A 17,242-nucleotide genomic window follows, 5' to 3' on the forward strand; every position below is an offset into this window, starting at 1 on the left:
ACATAAAACGTATATTTAGCTTGATTGCATTGCGCGCATAATTGAGATGAAATGATTCATCACTTAACGATTTTCACAAGTCATCAATACAATAAAAAAGGAGAATCGAGCCCCTAGGACTTAAATTTAGAGTAATAATACCGCAATAATTAAAACCCCTGCGAGCAGTGCATAAACATGTCATTTTTGACTAATTTTCAAAATGACTGACTCATACTGGAGGTATTTCATCACTATCAAATTGAAATATCGAATTTTATTTTCAATCAACCATATCTAGAAATGTAAACTTATGTAAACAGAACCACACGGATCAATTAAATTGAATGCTTTTTATTCATATTTATTGAAAGTTCACATTATAAAAGGAAATATTCAAGCAAACTGCGTACATCTCTTAAACTGACTAGCCTGTTTTGTCATTTTTAGTTTTGTAAACAAAATTACATTTTGCTACACAAGATCACTACAAACACCCTAGAAATGTAACAGTAAGTAATTTTGCTTTTATGTTTGAATCAGCTCCTCGCTATTGCAGCTCAAAAAATCATCTTGGATAAATGGACAGATGGTTTTAGGACAAAGGATGGGCATATGAGTCAAGTGAACCCCACATTAATTACTTTTATTTTTTACATTGTCGCAATGGTCGGTATTGGCCTATATGCTTATAAGGCAACTTCAGATTTCTCTGACTACATCTTGGGTGGACGTAGTCTTGGAAGCGTTGTGACAGCACTTTCAGCAGGCGCGTCGGACATGAGCGGTTGGTTGCTTATGGGTTTACCCGGAGCAATTTATTTATCTGGTCTTTCTGAAGCTTGGATTGCCATCGGTTTGATTATCGGTGCTTGGTTAAACTGGCTTTTGGTTGCTGGACGTCTTCGTGTTCACACCGAATATCAGAATAATGCGCTTACATTACCAGATTATTTCACTGGTCGTTTTGGCGACAAAAAACGTATTTTACGTATTATCTCTGCATTCGTAATTCTTATTTTCTTCGCTATTTACTGTGCTTCAGGTATGGTTGCTGGCGCGCGTTTGTTTGAAAGCTTATTTGGCTGGGACTACTCAACAGCTCTTTGGATTGGCGCACTTGCGACAATTTCATATGTCTGTATCGGCGGTTTCCTTGCAGTGAGCTGGACAGATACTTTCCAAGCAGGCTTGATGATCTTTGCTTTATTGTTAATGCCAGTGATGGCTTACCTTGCTATTGATGATCATAGTCAACAGTTTGGTGTATTACTTGAAGCTGCTCGCCCACAAGCCATGAATATGCTTGAAGGTTTAAGTACTGTTGCCATTTTATCTTCAATGGCATGGGGCTTAGGCTATTTTGGTCAACCACACATTCTCGTGCGCTTCATGGCCGCAGATTCTGTTAAGACAATCCCTGCTGCTCGCCGTATTGGTATGGCTTGGATGATTCTATGTCTTGGTGGTGCGGTTGGTGCTGGCTTTGTTGGTATTGCTTACTTCCAGCAACATCCTGAACTTGCAGCAGTTGTTTCTCAGAACCCTGAAACAATCTTCATGGAATTAAATAAGATTTTATTTAACCCATGGTTAGCTGGTGTTATTTTGGCTGCGATTCTTTCAGCAGTAATGAGTACTCTAAGCTGTCAGCTTTTGGTTTGTTCAAGTACGCTTACTGAAGATTTATACAAATCATTCATCCGTAAAAATGCATCTCAAAAAGAGTTGGTTTGGATCGGTCGTTTGATGGTTGTTGGTATTGCGATCCTTGCTATTACAATTGCTCAAAACCCAGACAGTAAAGTTTTAGGTTTAGTGTCTTACGCTTGGGCTGGTTTTGGTGCTGCGTTTGGTCCATTGATTATCTTATCTTTGTTCTGGAAACGTATGACACTCAACGGTGCTATCGTGGGTATCCTTGTTGGTGCAATCACTGTAATCGTTTGGAAAAACACCATGGGCTACACAGGCTTGTATGAAATCATCCCTGGCTTCATCTTGTCTTTCATCAGCATTATTGTTGTGAGCCTTCTTGGTAAAGAACCTGCAAAAGATGTGGTTGAGCGTTTTGAAAAAGCAGATGCCTTCTACAAACGCGAAATGGCTGAGTTAAAGAACAAGTAATTGCTCTTTATCGTGGCAAACAATAAAGGGGCTTAATGCCCCTTTATTTTTATCTATGCTTTTTGACTTTGAGATTCAGCTTACCGCTTTCTTTAATCACTTCCATGACTGGATAGCTACGCGTTTCCTTGATCCCTGGCAGTTGCCAGATCACCTGCCCTGAAATTTTGCGAAACTCTTCCATACTGGCGCAGCGAATCTTGACAACAAAGTCAAACCCACCACTGGTCATATGGCATTCGACAATCTCTGGATACTGTAATACTGCCTCGCAGAACTCATCTAATACATTCGGCGTCGTTTTATCGAGTAAAATCTCTACGAAGACCACAAAATTTGAGTTCAACATTGCAGCATTTAACTTGGCCTCATAACCAAGAATAAATCCATCTTTGCTGAGCTTCTGTACCCTTGCAAGCACAGCCGTAGGAGATAGGTTCACCTCTTCAGCCAATTTGATATTAGATATTCGTCCATCGTTTTGCAGAATATCTAAAATTTTAATATCCGTTCGATCAAGCGATAAAATTTGGCTAGACATCTGAATTAATCTCTAAAAATAAGGGAAACAATAGTGAGTTATTCGGGTTTATTTCTGTAATCATTAATTATATACGGCAATTTGCTTAACTCAATCTTTTCAGTCACAGGAAGTTGGCATGAATACGATCATCTCCCCAATTGATGGAACCGAGCCTCATCAAGACTATATTACTCTTTTCAAAGAAAAGAGCGCTTATGAAACAGAGATTAACACTGCATGGCGCCGTGCCGAATCAGAATGTGTTGAAAATCTACTTGAGCATAGCAAAATTTCAGACGAATTGAATACTCGTATTCAAGACCTCGCATTTAACCTTGCGCATACCTTACGTGAGCGTAAAAGCTCTGCGGGTAAAGCAGGTATTGTTCAAGGCTTATTACAAGAGTTCTCTTTATCTTCTCAAGAAGGTATTGCCCTCATGTGTCTTGCTGAAGCGTTATTACGTATTCCAGATACTGCTACACGCGATTTGTTAATCCGTGACAAAATCAACCAAGGTAACTGGAAAGACCACGTTGGTCAAAGCAACCTGATGTTCGTTAATGCCGCTGCGTGGGGCTTAATGTTAACAGGTAAGCTAATGGAAACTCCTCAGCAAGCCAGCCTTTCTAGCATGCTTACGGGCTTAATTGCACGTAGTGGTCGTGGCATCATTCGTAAAGCCGTTGACGTTGCAATGCGTATGATGGGTGAGCAGTTCGTAACTGGCGAAACCATTAAAGAAGCGTTAAGCAATGCTGAACGTCTTGAAGACAAAGGTTTCCGCTATTCATACGATATGTTAGGTGAAGCTGCGTTAACGGATCACGATGCTGAGCGTTATTATGATGATTACACCAACGCTATTCATGCAATTGGTCAAGCATCTAAAGATAAAGACGTTTACAGCGGCCCTGGTATCTCAATCAAGCTTTCTGCTTTACATCCGCGTTACCAACGTTCACAAACTGAACGTGTACACAACGAACTTTACAGCAAAGTACTTGAATTGGCGCGTTTGGCAAAAGGCTATAACATTGGTTTAAACATCGATGCTGAAGAATCTGAACGCTTAGAGCTTTCTCTTGAACTATTAGAGCGTCTTTGCTTTGAGCCTGAATTGGCGGATTGGAAAGGTATTGGCTTTGTCATTCAAGCGTACCAAAAACGTTGTTTCTACGTTGTAGATTATATTGTTGATCTAGCGAAACGCAGCAATAAGCGTCTTATGATCCGTTTGGTTAAAGGTGCATATTGGGACAGCGAAATCAAGAAAGCACAAATTGAAGGTATGACCGACTACCCTGTATTTACACGTAAAGTGCATACAGACTTGTCTTATATCGCATGTGCGCGAAAATTATTGGCTGCGCCAGAACAAATTTATCCGCAATTTGCAACGCATAATGCGCAGACTGTTGCGACAATTTACGAATTGGCAGATCCTGCGAAATATTACGTCGGTCAATACGAATTCCAATGCTTACACGGCATGGGTGAGCCTTTATACGAACAAGTGGTTGGTCCAAAATCTGAAAACAAATTGGATATCCCTTGCCGTATTTATGCACCAGTAGGTACGCATGAAACTTTATTGGCTTACTTGGTACGTCGTTTACTCGAAAATGGTGCAAACACATCATTCGTAAACCGTATTGCTGATAAGAGCTTGAAGATTCAAGACCTGATCGAAAACCCGCGTGAATCGATCTTAACTGCTGCGAAACAAGAAAAAGCGGTTGGCTTAAAACACCCAGCAATTCCATTACCTAAGAATTTGTATGGTGCATTACGCCAAAACTCTTCAGGTGTTGACTTAGCCAATGACAGCGAATTGTTAAGCTTAGACAAAACTGTTCAAGGTCTTATGTCACAGCAATGGTCTGCACAAGCGATGGGGCCTGGTTTAGCAGAAATTACTGCCGCTGCTGAAGTTGCCGTGATTAACCCTGCTGTGCATAGCGATCAAGTCGGTAGCGTGAAAGAAGCTTCTGCTGAACACGTCAACTTGGCACTGAGCAATGCTGCAACTGCACAAGCGGCTTGGGTCAACACCCCGAAAAATGAACGTGCTGCATGTTTAAACCGTGCTGCCGACATCATGGAAAGTCGCATTCAAGAGCTCATGGTATTGTTATGCCGTGAAAGTGGTAAAACTTATGCCAATGCGATTGCTGAAGTGCGTGAAGCCGTTGACTTCTTACGTTACTACGCTGCTCAAAGCACGAATTTACCTGCAAATGCACAAATTGAGTCATTAGGCACTGTTTTATGTATTAGCCCATGGAACTTCCCGCTTGCGATTTTCAGCGGTCAGATCTCTGCTGCACTTGTTGCAGGTAACACGGTGATTGCTAAACCAGCTGAACAAACTCCGCTTATTGCAGCATTGGCCATCCAAATGCTTTGGGAAGCCGGTGTTCCAGAAGCCGTTGTACAGTTAATTCCAGGTCGCGGTGAAACCGTTGGTGCGCAATTAAGTGCTGATCCACGTGTTCAAGGCATTATGTTCACTGGTTCTACTGAAGTTGCCAAAATTCTTCAGAAAACTGTTGCAAAACGCTTAAGCTCAAATGGTCAACCAATTCCGTTAATTGCGGAAACTGGTGGTCAAAATGCCATGATTGTTGACTCATCTGCATTAACTGAACAAGTAATTCTTGATGTTGTGAACTCGGCGTATGACAGTGCTGGTCAACGTTGTTCTGCCCTTCGTATTCTTTGCGTACAAGAAGACAATGCTGAAAGCGTAATTCGCATGCTGAAAGGTGCAATGCAGCAATTAGCTGTAGGTAACCCTGCTCTGTTAAAAACCGACATTGGTCCAGTAATTGATGCTGAAGCACAAACCAATATCCAGAACCACATCCAAAAGATGCGTGGCAAAGGTTATGCGGTTCACCAATTCATGCGCAACGACAATGCTGATGCGAGCTTAACTCAAGGTACATTCATTCCACCTACGTTGATTGAATTGCCGAACTTAAACGACCTAGAGCGTGAAGTATTTGGTCCTGTATTACACATCATCCGTTACCCACAAGGTAATGTGAAATCTGTAGTCGATCAAATCAATGCGAAAGGCTACGGCTTAACCATGGGTCTACATACACGTATTGATGAAACCATCAACACTGTAATTAACACTTCTGAAGTGGGTAACTTGTATATCAACCGCAACATCGTTGGTGCTGTTGTTGGCGTACAACCTTTCGGTGGTGAAGGTCTATCTGGTACGGGTCCTAAAGCGGGTGGTCCATTATACCTTTACCGTTTAATGCAAGAATGTAGCGTGAAACAGTTAAGCACACCTTTTGCGACAGGCAAAGTGTTACAGCCTGCACCGAAAAATGAAGTGTATGAACAGTTTAGCGCTTGGGTGAAAAAGCAGTTCCCACAAGTGAAATTGCCTCAAGTTCCTGCACTTGCTTCTGGTCAAGTGTATGAATTGAATGGTCCTACAGGTGAAAGCAACCAATACACGATTGTTGCTCGTCACTGTGTATTGTCTCTTGCAGAGCAAGAACAAGACCAATTGGTGCAATTAAATGCAATCTTTGCAGTGGGTAGTAAAGCAGCTGTATTGGCAGACAATGTCTTTGCATTGAAGCATATGTCTTCTATGCCTAAAGTCGTTGCTGAGCAATTCAAAGTCATCAACAGCATTGCGACTGGTGAGTTTGATGCGGTACTGCACCACGGTACAACCACACAAGTTCTAGAGTTGCAAACTGCGATTGCACAGCGTCCAGGTGCAATTGTAGGTATTACTCACTTACAACCTGCTGAACAAGACATTCCTGTTGAGCGCCTTGTAATTGAACGTGCCATCAGTATTAACACTGCTGCTGCAGGTGGTAATGCCAGCTTAATGACCTTGAACTAAGGTTTAAAGCATCCTGTTAGGGGCATATATTTCCCTTACCAAGCCATTACTGGTCTAATGGCTTGGTTTCTTTTTTTATAAGCCATCATTTTTGCTTTGCTAGATTCATCTCGCAATCACCCTGTATTTTCTATATTTTCATGCAGAGTTGCTGAATTCACTTAGTCTTCTCCTGCAAACTTTGTTACCATCCCTGTTTTCTACGTTTTATGATTTTTGACTGCATATGACTTCATCTTATCAGCAACAACTTGATGCCAAAGTTGAACGTATTTCTGCGCAATTTGCCGAATTCAATCCCCCATCTCTTTCTGTATTCGCATCCCCTGAACAGCATTATCGTATGCGCGCAGAGTTTCGTATTTGGCATACTGATGACGATATGTTCTATGCCATGTTTGAACGCGATGAACAACAACAAAAACAAGTCATTCGTATTGATGAGTTCCCAGTTGCCGATGCGCATATTAATCAACTCATGCCTGTACTTTTGGCAGAATTAAAAAGTGATGAGGCCCTGTCCAAGCGCCTGTTTGAAGTGCATTTCTTAGCGACCTTAAAAGGTGAAATGCTGGTTTCACTGATTTATCGCTGCCCACTCGATGAACAATGGCAAGTCTTGGCCAAACAACTTGCAGAAAAACTCAAGATTAAAATTATTGGTCGTAGCCGCGGTCAAAAGCTCGTGCTTTCTGATGAGTTTGTAGTTGAAGAACTGCAAGTTTTTGAGCGTAAATATCAGTACAAACAAATCGAAAGTAGCTTTACCCAGCCGAATGCCCAAGTTTGCCAAAAAATGTTGGAATGGGCTTGTGATGCCGCGGGTCACTCAAACAAAGACCTGCTTGAACTCTACTGTGGTAACGGGAACTTCACCCTGCCTTTGTCGACCCGCTTTAAGCGTGTGTTAGCCACTGAACTTGCCAAATCTTCTGTATATGCAGCGCAATGGAACATCGGGCAAAATAACATTGATAACATTCAGGTCGCTCGCCTTTCTGCCGAAGAGTTTACTCAGGCCTACAATGGTGAACGTGAATTTAGACGTCTGCAAGAAGCTGAAATTGAAATTAGCAGTTATGATTTTGATACCGTTTTCGTTGATCCACCACGTGCAGGGATTGATGATGAAACCTTGAAGCTGCTGCAACGCTTTGAACGGATCATTTATATCTCGTGTAATCCCGATACCCTCTATGACAATTTGAAGCTTTTGACACAAACCCACAAAGTCACAAAGTTCGCATTATTTGATCAGTTCCCTTATACCCACCATGTTGAATCTGGGGTATTACTGGAAAAATTGTAAACAATTTTCTAATGTTAAAAACAGGGTCCTCAAGCCATTAAAATCAATCGCTTGAGGATTTTTTTATAGAAATAAATCAGTTAATTTCACCACTTTTTTGTATGTGTCATAAAAACGTTAAACTGCGCCATTATGATTGAAATTTTGCGTGTTTAACTGCTGCTTTTATCACTCATGTAGACTTGCATTATTTATAGAATTGGCTATATTTCGTTCTATGTTATTCATGAATGAAGGCTCTATGAGTTTTTGGCAAAAATTGTTTACTGCACCTCAGCAGTTGAATGAGCATAAAAATCAAATCGCTTGTATCGAAAATGATTGCTCATGCAAAACCGACGAACAACTGTTGAATGCTCTTGCAAAAGCGACTGATGATGATGTCATTATTGGTATTAAGCGCGTACTCACTTCACGTGGCTATAGTCGTAAAGAGCTGAATGAAATTACCCGCTCACCATTACAGTAAGCGCAGATTTCACAGATACAAAAAAGCATTGGCCGAAAACCAATGCTTTTTTATTATGGCGATTATTGTGAATTTGAATGACATGCTTGATCATCAATATAAGCCAGCATTGGACCTAGGCGATGGGTTTGCGTATTTTGCGGTGGTTCAGACAAATAGACAGCTGAAACAGATCCATCTAAATATAAAGCCTGCTCCAGTTCCAAATCATCTCGCATAAAACTGGCTAAGGTATAAAAATTCACAGGTTGCTCTGTCAGCACAAAATACAATGTTTGGGATTTAATCCCCACGGCATTGCGTAATTTAAGTGAATCTGACTGCGGTATAAATATAGGATTAATCTGCTTATTTCTAATGAGCATTGGACCCGATTGAGTAGCATAGTCCGCTTTAAATTTGCGTTTCGTATATTGAGAAGTACTTAAGATTATTGCGTGCGTAGCATTCCAAGCGAAAACACCATTAGGCTGTAAATAGAAATTTCCCCAACCATGATCTCGATTGATAGGAAATAGCTTTTTCTTGTTTTCAATATATAGGCCTACTGGATGGTAGGTTGAGTGGAACATGCCTGCATTCATGGCAAATGTCATCTGCTCGCAGGGTTTGAGTTGCGTGGAGATCTGATCAAAATAATGAAGTGCGGTTGAGCTATTTCTTTGATTTAAAAACAGCCGTAAATGCGCAAACTTCCGCACTTCAATAACTGTAAAGCCATAACCCTTAAATTGCTGCTTATAGACATTAATTTCTGCCCACGATGCCGCGGAGAATACACTACAGCACAGCAGTATAATCTTACATAACACGCCAAATCTGGTCTGCATAAAGATTGAATTCCGTTCATCCCATATTGCATTTTAGGCTTTTTGTAGCATTCCTACCCAACTATTAATCCATCTCCATCATTCGGCTTACACTACATGCTAATATACATGTGTAACTTTATTAGTTAAACGTCGCAATGCATCAGCAAAAAAAACGGTTTCCTATTGGAGCACATCTTGTTGTTAAACATTTCGCCTACTCCCATCACGGGATTTATATTGGGCGTGGACGTGTTATCCATTATTCAGGTTTTGCTCACTTTTTTAAAAAGCGACCGATTGAAATCACCACGCTAGAACAATTCTGTCATGGCAAAAAAATTAACGTCATTGACTATCAGCAGCCTAAATATTCAGGTCGCAAAGTGGTTCGTCGCATGCGTTCTCGCATGAAAGAAAATCACTATCATTTAATTATGAACAACTGCGAACATCTCTGTACTTGGGCAATTACCGGCGTAGAAAGCAGCCCGCAAGTGGTCAGAATGATGAATCGACTCACAACAATCGGTTATGTGAGTTCTATTATGAGCTATATGAACAGCATGCTATTAACCGTGACCACAACTTGCTTTGCGCTTGCGCTGTATATTAAAAAGAAACTCCGCGACAAGGCAAAAATGCATACCCAAACTTATTTGTTCTTTAAAGATCAAGAGCATAAAAACCGTTAATACCTTGAGAACATTTCAGTCGCTCAATAAATTCAAGATAACTTAGCCAGCCGTATTCATAAATTTTGGCATAGCAATAAAAAAAGCCCCGAATCTAAATCTCGAGGCTTTTTTATATGGTGAATAAATGAATTATTTACCTGGTTTAAAACTGTCTTTTAAGTCCAAAATACGGTTGAAGACAGGCTTTTCTGCGCTATGGTCATAACGATCAGCCACGAAATAACCTTCACGTTCAAACTGGAACCGTTGTTCAGGTTCAGCTTGCGCTAGTGCAGGCTCAATAACCGCTTGAACAACTTGTAATGATTCAGGATTCAAATTCGCCAGGAAATCATCGGTTGCATCTGGTGCAGATTCGGTGAATAAACGGTCATAAATACGTACTTCAGCAGGAATACCTTGCGTTGCAGATACCCAGTGAATTACCCCTTTGACTTTACGCCCTTCAGGGTTTTTACCCAAAGTTTCAGGATCGATCGAACATTTCAATTCAACCACTTCACCGTTTTCATCCTTAATGATTTCATCACATTTAATCACATAAGCATGACGTAAACGCACTTCACCTTCAGGTACTAAACGCTTGAAGCCTTTTGGTGGAATTTCTTCAAAATCTTTACGGTCAATATAGATTTCAGACGTTAATGGAATCACTCGCTCACCCATATCGACATTTGGATGACGCGCATGTACCAAGTCCAATGCTTTAGGTAAGTTGGTTAAAGTCACTTTCAGTGGATTCAACACCGCCATACCACGACCAGCAGCATTTTCTAGCGATTGACGGATACAGAATTCAAGCATGGCCACATCAACAATACCATCGGTCTTCGACACACCTACACGCTTACAGAAATCACGTAAACCTTCAGGGGTAAAGCCACGACGGCGCATACCGACTACAGTTGGCATACGTGGGTCATCCCAACCATTCACATAACAACCTTCAACCAATTTACGCAATTTACGCTTTGAAGTGATGGTGTAATCAATGTTTAAACGGCTCGATTCGTACTGACGTGGAACTGCTACTGAATGAACTTTCTCAATCACCCAGTCATAGAATGGACGGTGGTCTTGGAATTCCAAAGTACATAAAGAGTGCGTAATCCCTTCAATCGCATCAGACAATGGATGCGCATAGTCATACATTGGATACATTTTCCACTTATCACCTGTTTGGTGATGTTCAGAATGTAAAACACGGTAAAGAATTGGATCACGCATATGCACATTTGGCGATGCCATATCAATTTTGGCACGTAACACCGCTTGCCCTTCACCCAACTCACCATTACGCATTTTTTCAAAGCGTTCAAGGTTTTCAGCAACTGTAGCATCACGATAAGGCGAGTTTTTGCCCGGCTCAACAAAGTTACCACGGTTTAATTTAATTTCTTCAGGTGATTGTAAATCGACATAAGCATCCCCCTGTTCAATCAATTGCACAGCCCAAGCGTATAACTGATCAAAATAGCCCGATGCATAACGTGGTTCGTCTTTCCACTGAAAACCTAACCACTTCACATCGTTGGCAATACCATCTACATATTCTTGTTCTTCGGCATCTGGGTTGGTATCGTCAAAACGTAGGTTACAATACCCACCAAATTCTTCAGCAATACCAAAATTTAAGCAAATTGCTTTGACATGGCCAATATGTAAATAACCATTCGGCTCTGGCGGGAAACGCGTGACTACTGTTTGCGTACGTCCTGACGCTAAATCATCAGTAATGACTTGACGTACAAAATCCAAGCCAGGCTGTTGTTCTTGCTGCGCAGCATCGACAGAGGCATGATTACTTGGTGTCGGGTTATTTGGCAGAGATGCAACAACATCATTTGGCTTCATAGTAGATAGATCACTTCTAAAAATAAAAAACAGGATATTTTAAACGCAATTTCAGTATTTTTAACAAAGAAATGTACGTTTTTACTTGCCTTGTAGTTTACAGTTTGCTTATGCTTCTCTCAACCAAAAACCCATGGCTTTTATGTCCATGTTAAGGAGATTACACAATGAGTTTTCCTCAAGTCGAATTAAACACCAATAAAGGTCGTATTGTTCTTGAGCTTAACGCTGAAAAAGCACCTAAAACAGTGGCTAACTTTTTAGAATATGTTCGTGACGGTTTCTATGACGGCGTAATTTTCCACCGTGTGATTGATGGTTTCATGATCCAAGGTGGCGGCATGGATGAAAACTTCAAAGAAAAAGCAACTCGTGACTCAATTGAGAACGAAGCAGACAACGGTTTGAGCAACGATGTGGGTACAATCGCAATGGCGCGTACTCAAGCTCCTCACTCTGCATCTGCACAGTTCTTCATTAACGTGAAAAACAACTCTTTCCTTAACCACACTGGTAAAACAGCGCAAGGTTGGGGCTATGCCGTATTTGGTAAAGTGACTGACGGTATGGACGTTGTAGAAGCAATCAAAGGCGTTCGTACAGGTAACCGTGGCTACCACGCTGACGTTCCTTTAGAAAACGTTGTAATCGAATCTGCAAAAATCATTTCTGAATAATAATCCCTCCTAACCTCCCTTTTATAAGGGAGGAAAGTCCCTCTTTTTAAAGAGGGATTTAGGGAGATTAAAAGGAATACAGCGTGACCTATCTGTTTATTTCAGATTTACATTTGTCACCCGATCACCCTCGACTCGTTCGAGGGTTTTTCGCTTTGCTGAAAGAATATCAACATCAACAAACTCAGCTCTACATTTTAGGGGATTGGTTTAATGCTTGGATTGGTGATGACTATTCTGCCCCTTGGTTAGATGAAATAGTTGCTGCCTTACAACAATTTCATGCCGCTGGAAATCAAGTCTATTTCCAAGTAGGTAATCGTGACTTTGCTTTAGGACAAAAGTTTCTCAATCAATTTAAGGGCATCTTGTTGCCAGATGATTATGTCTTGGAGATAAAGCAGCAAAAGTTCCGCCTTGAACATGGCGATGCCTTATGTACCGATGACATCGGCTATCAGCGTTTTAAAAAGATTATCCGCAACCCTTTGGTGCTGGGATTCTTACGTAAAACACCATTAAGTTTCCGTACCAAACTCGCAAATGGCTTCCGTAAAAAAAGCCATGCCGCACAGCAGTTTAAAAGCTATGAAGTGATGGATGTGAACCAACATGCTGTCGAGCAAGCGCTTGCAGATGTTGATATTCTTATTCATGGTCACACTCATCGTGCTGCAATACATGACATACAGGATAAAAAACGCATTGTTTTGGGCGACTGGAAGCAGGACTCTGCGCAAATTTTGGTGATTGACCCGACACAACAAGATGCTGAATTGCAGTTAACCACCTTTAGCTATTAAGCATTGACGCTTTCCCTGTGCATGTTGCTTCATTGCTAGCTTTTTATTTTAATAGCTCTTTAGAATTAATAGCCGCCTTTTACCTGCACATCTTCAGCACCCTTTTTATATCTAGACAATAAACTTCTGAGTCCATTCATCAATACGCTCGTGTCTACCCCAACAGCGACAAATTCTGTACCCAAATCGAGATATTGTTCTGTCACCTCATCGGTAGTCGACAAAATACCGGCTGCTTTACCGGCTGCACGAATCTTCTGTATTGCAGCAATAACTGCCTTTTGCACTTCAGGATGATTCGGGTCACCCTGAAACCCCATGGTTGCCGACAAATCAACAGCCCCAATAAACACACCATCAATGCCGTCGATTTGAAGAATTTCATCCAAATTATTTAAGCCTTGTACCGACTCAATTTGAATCAATAGGCAGATTTGCTCATGCGCATGTGCATAATAATCTGGAATACTATTCCAACGCGTTGCTCGCGCCAATGCAGCCCCCACTCCACGAATCCCTTCAGGCGGATAGCGTACAGCTTTCACCATCAGCGTCGCCTGTTCTACAGTTTCCACCATCGGAATAAGTAAGGTCTGCGCCCCAATATCCAATAATTGTTTAATTAATTGCACACTGCCAATGGGTGGACGAACAACTGCTTGCGAAGCGTAGGCTGCCATGCTTTGTAATTGCAATAACGTTGTTCTAAGGTCACTCGGGGCATGTTCACCATCTATTAAAAGCCAGTCATAACCCGCATTTGCTACAAGCTCGGTCGCATAGGCATCGGCTAAACCAACCCAAAGTCCGATTTGCTGTTGGCTTTTTAATCTTTGCTTAAAATGGTTAATGGTGTCAGGCATCATGATGAACGTGATTTAAAGGGCATGATGATTAGTAAATCGGTTCCTCGCACAAATTACCAATATTGATTTTCGATCTTATGATCGCATTCAACACTTAATCCAACATCATAGGGCTGAAATCTAATGATCGAACACACTTTGACATAACTTAGTTGCACTATGCTTGAATCTGAACCATGAAAAGATTAATGTGAATATTCCGCTAAAAACAGCACTTCTTTAACTCGGAGCTATTTTCATGGATCTTTTGAATATTTCAAAAACTCGTTATACCACTAAGGCTTACGACCCTTCCAAGAAAATTCCGCAACCACAGTTTGATCGCCTACTTGAAATTTTACGCTTAACGCCATCGTCCATTAATATTCAGCCATGGCATTTTTTTATTGCAGATAACGATGCAGCCAAAGCACGTATTGCTAAAGCTTTGGTCGGGAAATATGCCTACAATGCACCAAAGGTGTCAGATTCCTCCCACACCATTTTGTTTTGCACCAAAGCAGATATCACCGAAGAGCATCTTGAGAATTTATTGCATCGCGATGATCTGAGTGGTCGTTTTAAAGATGCAACGGCCAAACAGGGGCAAAAAGACAGCCGTACGGGGTATGTCAATTACTATCGCAATGAAAAAGGCGATATTCAGCGCTGGGCAGAGAATCAAACCTTTATTGCACTGGGACAAATTTTACTTGCTGCGGGGATTGAAAATATTGACGCTACACCAATTGGTGGTTTTGATGAAGACTTACTCGCGGAAGAGCTACAACTCACCGAACAAGGACTGATCCCTTCTGTTCTTTTAACTCTGGGCTATCGTAGTGACGCTGACTTTAATGCCAAACTACCGAAATCACGCCTCAATAAAGAAGAAATTTTCACCCGATTGTAAGATTTAACCTGCACACTCATAGGGACAATCCATTTGTCCCTTTTTTAGGTCCAAAATTTGCTTGTTTAAAATACATTTTCACTTTTTACAGAGGTCGGTCATGTCGAATTTAGTACAACTTCCGATTAAATTTGAGTGTAACCATTGTCAGCGCATCTATCTCTATCATTATGCCCAGACTCCTTTACATGATCCGCACTGTCCTGATTGTCAGCACACTGGCTTGTTAATGGGCGTTGCCGATAAAGTCGATTTATTCCGCTATCCAATGATGTTGCTCAACAGAATTATGAAACAGTCATGGCATAAGCTAAACAAAGCACACTCATAATTCCTAAGCCTAGACCAATACTAGTACTGGTTTTGAGTTTTTCCTTAAAGAATAGCAAACCACTCAATACCCCCAATATCACCACCATGATATTCATCCCTGCAAATACAATTGCAGGGGTATCTTTCAGCAACATATGCGCTTTAACGTAAAGTGCAATATTGGCAAAATTAAGTAGCCCTAAAAGTAAACCCAATGCAATATTTGGAATAGAACCCACACGTTTTGTGGTTAAAAGGATATATAACAGCGAAAATATAAAGGCACAAATAAACATCAGGTTTAAAGCTACGGCAAATTGCACACCCAAACCCGTGGTATATTTCAGCAAAATATCCACCAAGGCATAACCAACCCATACACTCGCCAAGTACAACATACCTGAAGCACTCGATCCGGATTGAGCATGATTATTACGATGGGAATACAGAATACATAGAACTGCTGTTATTCCGAGCCCAATACCGAATAGTTTCAGTACTCCAAACTGCTCATTAAAAATAAAATATGCTGCTCCGAGGGACAATACCACCGAAAGACGCTGCGCAACTTCTGTTTTGACAATCCCCGCTGTTTGTAAAGACTTAGACAAGCACAAGAACACACTGGGCAACAGCAGACCGAGCATCAAAATCAGCCACCACGGGGTATTTACTGGAGAGATATGCACAAGGTCTGGCTTAAACCAAAAGAAGCATAAAAAACTCGCCACGGCATAATTCCAGCAAATCATTTGCATGGGATCAAAACCTTTACGCTTACAGATTTTTAGTAAGATTGACACCAGTACACTACATAGCGCAGCAGCAAGGATGAGTTGCATAACACCTTTTCCATTCTTATTATCAGTACAGCTATAAAAAAGCCCACATAGGTTATGTGGGCTTCAAATTATAAATAATTTGTGGAGCGATTATTTATAACGATCAACCATTTTCTCTAAAGAAATTGGACGAATTTTGTCTGCATTGCCCGCAGTACCAAATGCTTCGTAACGATCAACACAGATTTGTTTCATTGCATCTACAGTTTTAGCAAAGAATTTACGTGGATCGAATTCGCTTGGTTGCTCTGCCATCATACGACGCATCGCACCTGTAGAGGCTAAACGTAAGTCTGTATCAATGTTGATTTTACGCACACCATGTTTGATCGCTTCAACCAATTGCTCAACAGGAACACCGTAAGTTTCTTTGATGTCGCCGCCGTATTGGTTAATTACCGCCAACCATTCTTGTGGTACAGAGCTTGAGCCGTGCATTACAAGGTGGGTATTTGGAAGTGCCGCATGAATTTCTTTAATACGGTCAATCGCCAAAATATCCCCTGTCGGTGGGCGAGTAAATTTGTACGCACCATGAGAAGTACCTACAGCAATCGCCAAAGCATCCACATTGGTATCAGCAACGAAGCTACGCGCTTCTTCAACCGAAGTCAGCAACTGAGAATGGTCAAGAACGCCTTCAGCGCCTACGCCATCTTCTTCACCCGCCATACCTGTTTCAAGGCTACCTAAACAGCCAATTTCACCTTCTACAGAAACGCCACACGCATGCGCCATAGCAACTGTACGACGAGTGACTTCAACGTTATAGTCGTAAGACGTTGGGGTTTTACCGTCTTCACCTAAAGAACCGTCCATCATAACTGATGAAAAGCCCAATTGAATTGAACGTTGACATACGTCTGGGCTTGTACCGTGATCTTGGTGCATAACCACTGGAATGTGCGGCCATTCTTCAATAGCAGCCAAAATTAAATGGCGTAAGAAAGGAGCGCCTGCATATTTGCGTGCACCTGCTGAAGCCTGAACGATTACAGGTGAGTTAGTTGCATCTGCAGCTAACATAATTGCGCGCATTTGTTCTAAGTTGTTTACGTTAAATGCTGGTACGCCGTAGCCATGCTCTGCAGCGTGGTCCAACAGCTGGCGCATAGAAATAAGTGCCATAGTGTCCTCCCAGGTAATGCGCCATATTCTACATGCTCATTAATTTCAATTCAGCAACTAAACACACT

At 41.4% G+C, this 17,242-nt stretch carries 15 protein-coding genes; 9 read left to right on the forward strand and 6 right to left on the reverse strand.

The features are described 5' to 3' along the window. Positions 1-594 precede the first annotated feature (594 nt). Positions 595-2,106: a sodium/proline symporter PutP gene (putP, locus tag ACX17N_RS11595; RefSeq protein ID WP_458892726.1), complete on the forward strand. Its 1,512-nt coding sequence runs from the start codon at positions 595-597 to the stop codon at positions 2,104-2,106. Between the two features lie 49 nt (positions 2,107-2,155). Here the strand turns inward: putP and ACX17N_RS11600 are convergent, their stop codons facing one another. Further along, positions 2,156-2,647, reverse strand: a complete 492-nt coding sequence (locus ACX17N_RS11600) for an Lrp/AsnC ligand binding domain-containing protein (protein WP_458892727.1) — start codon at positions 2,645-2,647, stop codon at positions 2,156-2,158. Positions 2,648-2,765: 118 nt separating this feature from the next. Between ACX17N_RS11600 and putA the strand changes: the two genes are divergently transcribed. The 3 genes from putA (at position 2,766) to ACX17N_RS11615 (ending at position 8,293) form a co-directional block, all read left to right on the forward strand. Then, positions 2,766-6,515, forward strand: coding sequence for a trifunctional transcriptional regulator/proline dehydrogenase/L-glutamate gamma-semialdehyde dehydrogenase (gene putA / locus ACX17N_RS11605; protein WP_458892728.1), 3,750 nt, complete (start codon positions 2,766-2,768; stop codon positions 6,513-6,515). Positions 6,516-6,741: 226 nt separating this feature from the next. Next, complete coding sequence (trmA, locus tag ACX17N_RS11610; protein ID WP_458892729.1) at positions 6,742-7,824, forward strand: tRNA (uridine(54)-C5)-methyltransferase TrmA; 1,083 nt, start codon at positions 6,742-6,744, stop codon at positions 7,822-7,824. A 241-nt stretch (positions 7,825-8,065) separates the two neighbouring features. Continuing rightward, a complete protein-coding gene (locus ACX17N_RS11615) occupies positions 8,066-8,293 on the forward strand; it encodes a hypothetical protein (RefSeq protein ID WP_458892730.1) in 228 nt (75 codons plus the stop codon). 62 nt (positions 8,294-8,355) lie between these two features. Here the strand turns inward: ACX17N_RS11615 and ACX17N_RS11620 are convergent, their stop codons facing one another. Next, the gene (locus tag ACX17N_RS11620; RefSeq protein ID WP_458892731.1) at positions 8,356-9,123 is read right to left on the reverse strand and encodes a phosphodiester glycosidase family protein; all 768 of its coding nucleotides are present in this window, start codon (positions 9,121-9,123) and stop codon (positions 8,356-8,358) included. Between the two features lie 137 nt (positions 9,124-9,260). On the opposite strand from ACX17N_RS11620, the gene ACX17N_RS11625 reads away from it, so the two are divergent. Continuing rightward, positions 9,261-9,797, forward strand: a complete 537-nt coding sequence (locus ACX17N_RS11625) for a lecithin retinol acyltransferase family protein (protein WP_458892732.1) — start codon at positions 9,261-9,263, stop codon at positions 9,795-9,797. A gap of 132 nt (positions 9,798-9,929) precedes the next feature. Here the strand turns inward: ACX17N_RS11625 and ACX17N_RS11630 are convergent, their stop codons facing one another. After that, positions 9,930-11,654, reverse strand: a complete 1,725-nt coding sequence (locus tag ACX17N_RS11630) for a glutamine--tRNA ligase/YqeY domain fusion protein (RefSeq protein WP_458892734.1) — start codon at positions 11,652-11,654, stop codon at positions 9,930-9,932. A 167-nt stretch (positions 11,655-11,821) separates the two neighbouring features. Between ACX17N_RS11630 and ACX17N_RS11635 the strand changes: the two genes are divergently transcribed. Beyond that, positions 11,822-12,331 (forward strand): peptidylprolyl isomerase, encoded by a 510-nt coding sequence (locus tag ACX17N_RS11635; protein ID WP_016166314.1) that lies wholly within the window; start codon positions 11,822-11,824, stop codon positions 12,329-12,331. Positions 12,332-12,414: 83 nt separating this feature from the next. Further along, positions 12,415-13,134, forward strand: coding sequence for a UDP-2,3-diacylglucosamine diphosphatase (locus ACX17N_RS11640; protein ID WP_458892735.1), 720 nt, complete (start codon positions 12,415-12,417; stop codon positions 13,132-13,134). A 65-nt stretch (positions 13,135-13,199) separates the two neighbouring features. Here ACX17N_RS11640 and hpaI read toward each other — a convergent pair whose 3' ends face one another. Further along, complete coding sequence (hpaI, locus tag ACX17N_RS11645; protein WP_458892872.1) at positions 13,200-13,997, reverse strand: 4-hydroxy-2-oxoheptanedioate aldolase; 798 nt, start codon at positions 13,995-13,997, stop codon at positions 13,200-13,202. A 241-nt stretch (positions 13,998-14,238) separates the two neighbouring features. On the opposite strand from hpaI, the gene nfsB reads away from it, so the two are divergent. Both nfsB and ACX17N_RS11655 read left to right on the forward strand, forming a co-directional pair. Further along, a complete protein-coding gene (nfsB, locus tag ACX17N_RS11650) occupies positions 14,239-14,892 on the forward strand; it encodes an oxygen-insensitive NAD(P)H nitroreductase (RefSeq protein WP_458892736.1) in 654 nt (217 codons plus the stop codon). A 100-nt stretch (positions 14,893-14,992) separates the two neighbouring features. Beyond that, positions 14,993-15,223 (forward strand): hypothetical protein, encoded by a 231-nt coding sequence (locus tag ACX17N_RS11655; RefSeq protein ID WP_458892737.1) that lies wholly within the window; start codon positions 14,993-14,995, stop codon positions 15,221-15,223. On the opposite strand, the gene ACX17N_RS11660 is transcribed toward ACX17N_RS11655, so the two are convergent. Both ACX17N_RS11660 and fba read right to left on the reverse strand, forming a co-directional pair. Continuing rightward, the gene (locus ACX17N_RS11660) at positions 15,180-16,046 is read right to left on the reverse strand and encodes an EamA family transporter (RefSeq protein WP_458892738.1); all 867 of its coding nucleotides are present in this window, start codon (positions 16,044-16,046) and stop codon (positions 15,180-15,182) included. The two genes, ACX17N_RS11655 and ACX17N_RS11660, sit on opposite strands and share 44 nt — an antisense overlap. A 90-nt stretch (positions 16,047-16,136) precedes the next feature. Further along, the gene (gene fba / locus ACX17N_RS11665) at positions 16,137-17,174 is read right to left on the reverse strand and encodes a class II fructose-bisphosphate aldolase (RefSeq protein WP_458892739.1); all 1,038 of its coding nucleotides are present in this window, start codon (positions 17,172-17,174) and stop codon (positions 16,137-16,139) included. Positions 17,175-17,242: the final 68 nt, after the last annotated feature.

The sequence above is a fragment of the Acinetobacter sp. GXMZU3951 genome (assembly GCF_054457875.1).